At 65.2% G+C, this 4,328-nt stretch carries 4 protein-coding genes; 2 read left to right on the top strand and 2 right to left on the bottom strand.

Going from position 1 to position 4,328, the window contains the following annotated elements; all coding sequences use genetic code 11:
* The coding region (locus ACFE99_RS19620) for an AMP-binding protein (protein WP_375488097.1) at nt 1-1,297 on the bottom strand (1,297 nt) is incomplete at its 3' end.
* A gap of 104 nt (nt 1,298-1,401) precedes the next feature.
* Between ACFE99_RS19620 and ACFE99_RS19615 the strand changes: the two genes are divergently transcribed.
* Entirely contained in the window at nt 1,402-2,757 is a 1,356-nt protein-coding gene (locus ACFE99_RS19615; protein ID WP_375488096.1) for a phenylacetate--CoA ligase family protein, read from the top strand.
* Nucleotides 2,754-3,449, top strand: coding sequence for a hypothetical protein (locus ACFE99_RS19610; RefSeq protein ID WP_375488095.1), 696 nt, complete (start codon nt 2,754-2,756; stop codon nt 3,447-3,449). The genes ACFE99_RS19615 and ACFE99_RS19610 overlap by 4 nt, the downstream gene beginning before the upstream one ends.
* Before the next feature lie 179 nt (nt 3,450-3,628).
* On the opposite strand, the gene ACFE99_RS19605 is transcribed toward ACFE99_RS19610, so the two are convergent.
* Nucleotides 3,629-4,328, bottom strand: a 700-nt coding sequence (locus tag ACFE99_RS19605) for an acyl-CoA dehydrogenase family protein (protein WP_375488094.1), incomplete at its 5' end; no start/stop codon positions are given.

Genomic DNA, 4,328 nt, shown 5'->3' with positions numbered 1-4,328 from the left:
CTCCGATGACCGCCGCCTGCTTCACAGCGGGGTGGCTGGCCAGGCACGACTCCACTTCCGGTGGATAGATGTTCTCCGCGGCGGACTTGATCATCCTCGTCAAGGTGCCGAGAAACGTGATGGTGCCATCGGTTTCGCGGCGGCCGGCGTCAGTGGTGTGCCACCAGCCGTCACGCATCCGGCGGGCGTTGACGCCCGGCCGGTTCCAGTACCCCAGATGCACCGTGTCGCCGCGGATTACGATCTCACCGGTCGACCCGTCGGGCACCTCGACGCCATCGGGGTCGACGATGCGCACCTGGCACAGCGGCCCGGGTCGCCCTGAGTTGCCGACTCCCTTGCCGCCGTAACCGTTCAGTACCGACAAACCGGTGACTTCGGTCTGACCGAAACCCCCGCTGTGGCTGCCCCAGCGGGTCGTGTCGGGCGGCAACGCGTCGCCCCACAGCGGCGCAAACGCACCGGCCCGCAGCGACGAAATGTCGAGGCCCGCTGAGGTATTGAGCTCCTTCATCTTCAAGATGGTCGGCGGCATCAGAAACGCCGAGGTGACCTTCTCCGCGGCGATGAGCCGCAGGAGTTCCTCCTCTTCGACACGGCGGATGTAGACGTTGGTGCCGCCCATGACGAACACGGGCAGGGATTCGAACTGGAAATTGCCGATATGAAACAGCGGTCCGGAATTGACGAAAATGCAATTCTCGTCGGCGTCGGTGATTTTGCCCGTTTGAAGGGCCATCGCGATCAGGTTGCGGTGGGACAGCATCGAGCCCGCGGGTCGGCCCGAGTGCGCTGCCGTGTAGATGACCAGCAGCGCGTCGTGCGGATCCACATTCGCAGACACTGGCTTCGTGCTGGCTGCGGCCAGTAGGTCCTCGTAGCTGCCAGCTTGGTCGCTGTCGTGTTGGATCCAGGCCGCGCTCGACGAGACACGATCACGGGCCTCGTGCACCCGCTCGCCGATCTCTTCGTCTTGCCAGACGATCACCTTCGGGGAGAAGTCGTTGATCACGAACGCGAACTCTTCGGCGGACTGGCGCCAGTTGGCCGGGCAGATCATCGCCCCAAGACGTGCACAGGCCAGCATGAGCTCGAGAAACCGTGACGAAGTCTGGGCCAGCCACAGCACCCGCTCACCCCGGGCTACGCCGCGCTCGGCCAGCACGCGCGCTGCCCGGTTGACCCGCTCGTCCAACTGCGGCCAGGTGTATCGCTTGGCGCCGTCGATGACCGCCAACCGGTCGGGGTAGCGGCGCCGATGCTCGCTACAGATGTCGGACAACGTGACATCGGGCATGGTCGCTCCTCCCACCAGGCGCAATCCGTCAAACCTATACCGATGCGGCGGCCGCCACGTTACAGTGTAAGGTACAGCGCAGTGCAAAACCTCGCGGGGAGCAGATGACAACAGACATCAGCGTGCAAGCGACAAAAACCGCGCCCGCGGCGAGCGTCGAGTATGAACGCCGGTTCCTGGAGCCGGAGATCGAGATGGCCAGCCGCGACCAGATCACCGCTCTTCAGGAAAAGCGGATCCTTGAACTGGTGCCCTACGTCTGGGAACACTCGCCGTTCTACCGGGAGCTGTGGTCAGGCGCAGGGGTGTCGCCCGACGACATACGGTGCCTTGGCGACTTCACTAGCAAGGTTCCCACGTTCTGCAAAGACGACATCAAGGCGTACCGGGAGCGCACCGGCGACCCGTTCGGCGGGCTGCTGTGCGTCGACGTCTCGGAGCTGACCTCGATCACATCGACATCGGGGACCACGGGCATGCCCGAGCTGATACCCGAGATCTGGGAGGTTGCCCCGCCGCTGCCCACCCACTATGCCCGGAATTTCTGGGAGATCGGTCTTCGCCCGGGCGACAAGGTCCTGATGCCACCGGGGTCGTTTCGCGGCTATTTCGACGACTTCCTGCACATGATGGGGCTGATCCCGATCTACATCGACTCCTGGGTCGGCCAGGGCGAGCAGGTGCTGCAGGCCATTGAGCGACACCAGGTGGCCTTCCTTCAACTGTTCCTGCCGATCGTGCTGGAGTTCGAAAAGCTCGAAAACCGTTACGACATCAAGGCAATGCTGTCATCGCTGAAAGGCGCGGCGTTCGCCGGGATGCCGCTGGGAAAGATGCTGACCCAAAAGGTTCGCGACCAATGGGGCGTCGACCTGTACACCTACACCAGCGCGGGGGACACCGGAACAGCATGGGAAGGACGCGAGCACGACGGCTATGTGCTGTGGGAGGACACGGTGCTGGCCGAAACGCTCGACACGGTCAGCGGGGCACCAGTCGGCGAACGCGAGATCGGCGAGCTCATCGCCACCGACCTGGACAACTGGGCGGCCCCTTACGTCCGGTTCCGCTCGGGCGACATCGTGCGCATGACGCGCGAGCCCGCGCCATGCGGGCGTACCCATGCCCGCATGTGGGTGCTGGGCCGCAGCGGCGACGAGATGCTGGTCGCCGCCAAACCGGTGATGCTCTCGGAGATCTGGCAGCTGGTGGAATCGGTTCCCGAGTTGGGTGATGGGATCTTCCAGGTGGTGCGGTATGCCGATGCGATGCAGCGGCTTCGGGTCCGAGCCGGATATCCCCCGGAGCGTACCGGGGATCTGGAGGAGTTGCGCCGGCGGGCCACCGGGGCGCTGGAAGCGGGGCTGGGTGTGCCGGTGGATGTCGAGCTGCGCCCGATCGATGATCTGCTCGCGACATCATCGAGTGTTGCGAAGTTCTCGCGGGTGGTGAAGGCATGAGTCGGGCGACGATGACGGCGGCGGCCCAGGCGCTTCCCCGCTCGCCCATCGTCGGGATCGGCCGGGTCCGTATCGGCGGGGAATTCCGCGACTTCGAGATCGGTTGGGACGAATTCGAACGTGATGCGCAGTGGGCGGAGTCGCTGCTGCGATCGGCCGGCCTCGGCTCCGGCGACCTGGTATTGATCACGATTAGTCAGCACGAGGGTCCGTGGACCAGCCCAGTTGTGCGTGCGCTGCGCCGGATCGGTGTCATCTATCTGACCGCGGAAGTGTGGAGCTTCGATGCCCGGCGCACGTCGATGTTTTTGCAGCGGCTGCCGGTCAAGGCGATCTTTGGTCTGGGGGGCGAGACGCTGAGCGCCTTGGAGCCCGAACAGCCGCCGGTTGCAGAGCTTTTGCGAAACGTCGAGATCGTGTGGGCGCGCCCAGACGCGTTAGCTCGGCTCACCGACGTTGCGCCGCAGGTGGTTCCGTACGTCATGTTGGGACCGGCGCTGGGGCTCGGCGCTCCGGGCCGACCGGGTGTCGTGGTGAACGCCGCCGAGTGGGCCGTCGACAGTGACGCCGGCGAGCTGGTGGTCTCCAGCGCAGGCAAGCGTGCGGCAACCTTCGACCGTGTACCCACAGGCGTTCGGGGGTCGGTGCGATCGCTGGCCGACGGGTCGATCACGATCGAGCTCGACACATGAACGGGCGCTCGTGCACTTTGCCGCCTAGCTCAGCGGGCAAGATGCGTGGGCGGTCCCGTGCAACATATCGCGGGATGGTCTTCGTGCGCGGTAGGTGCATTCCTGACGGAAACACACTGTCGGCATGCATCACTGCCGAAAACACCAGGGGGCGCGCGTAGTAGCCGGTTGCGCGACGCTCACAGCTGGGCATTGCTGCTCTTTGGCTCCGCTGCTGAAAGCAGTTCGCGACCGACGATGATCTGTTGGATCTCCGCGACGCCCTGTGCGACGTCGAAGAACACTGCTTCCCGATAGAGCCGCTCAACGACCATGTCGCGGGTCAGGCCGTAGGCGCCACAGACATGCAGCGCCGCGGTGGCGGCTTCGCGGGCAGCGCGGCTCGCAGTCAGGCGGGCGGCCGCTGCCTGGCCCGCGATCGCCGAACCTCGGTCCAACGCGTCGGCGCAAGCCAATACCAACGCGTCGGCCGCGAGCACCTGAGCAGCTGCGCAGCCCAGCAGTGCCTGGATCGTAGGAAATCGCTTCGCAATTGGCGAACCCCGGTGCTGCCGTGTCAGTCCGTACTCGGCCGCTTCCTGCAGGGCCCGCCTGGCGATGCCGACGCAGATTGAGGCTGCCCGGATCTTGCCGAATGCCTCACCGGTGAGCATGATCTCGAATCCGGCTCCTTCTGGCCCGATCATCTGCGCCTGCGAAACACGAACGCCATCAAGGTGAACCGGGCGCGCCTCGGTGCCGCCCATCGACAGCACTTCGCTCGGTGCGTCCACCGACCACCCCGGGGCCGAGCAGTCCACCCGAAACGCGCTGAGCATGGGGTCCGACGTGCGGGCGAAAACCAATGCGACATCGGCCTGATCGGCATACGAGATGAAT

Source organism: uncultured Mycobacterium sp., assembly GCF_964249325.1.
GTDB lineage: Bacteria > Actinomycetota > Actinomycetes > Mycobacteriales > Mycobacteriaceae > Mycobacterium.
Note: the sequence above shows the minus strand (reverse complement) of the source record. Positions and strands in the feature narration are given on the sequence as shown.

What these genes read in the sequence shown, in the direction of transcription:
- ACFE99_RS19615 (WP_375488096.1), top strand. Translation starts at nt 1,402, where the DNA reads ATGACAACAGACATCAGCGTGCAAGCGACAAAAACCGCGCCCGCGGCG.
- ACFE99_RS19610 (WP_375488095.1), top strand. Translation starts at nt 2,754, where the DNA reads ATGAGTCGGGCGACGATGACGGCGGCGGCCCAGGCGCTTCCCCGCTCG.